Origin of the sequence: Streptomyces sp. SP17BM10 (assembly GCF_036322405.1) — a bacterium.
GTDB lineage: Bacteria > Actinomycetota > Actinomycetes > Streptomycetales > Streptomycetaceae > Kitasatospora.
This window is the reverse complement of the sequence record NZ_JAQYXB010000121.1, coordinates 1-338: the sequence shown is the minus strand read 5'-3', so window position 1 is coordinate 338 and position 338 is coordinate 1. Positions and strand designations below refer to the sequence as shown.

1 protein-coding gene is annotated in these 338 nt (G+C 53.8%); it reads left to right on the top strand.

Annotation, left to right across the window (positions count from 1 at the left end; genetic code table 11):
* A partial coding sequence (locus PUR71_RS40840) for a hypothetical protein (protein WP_329924272.1) occupies positions 1-223 on the top strand: 223 nt, incomplete at its 5' end.
* Positions 224-338: the final 115 nt, after the last annotated feature.

Genomic DNA, 338 nt, shown 5'->3' with positions numbered 1-338 from the left:
TGTTGGTGTTGTGGGGTGTGTTGGTTGGGTTGTTGGTGTGTGTTTTTTGTGTTGTTTGGTTGTTTTTTTGTTGTTTGGGTTTTGTTTGTGTGTTTTTTTTTGTTTTTTTTTTTTTTGTTTTTGTGTTGGTTTTTTTTGTGGGGGTGGGGGGTGGTGTGGGTTTTGGGGGGGGTTTGGGTGGGTGGTTGTTTGTTTGTGGTTTTTGTGGGTTGTGCTGTGGTGATGGTCTTTCTGTGTATTCTCAGCCAGCTGGCCGGCGCGCCCGCCCCCCCGGCGCCACCGCTAGGTATCTGGATCCCCCGAGCGCCCCCCGTCCGGCCCCCCCCCCCCCCCCCCCC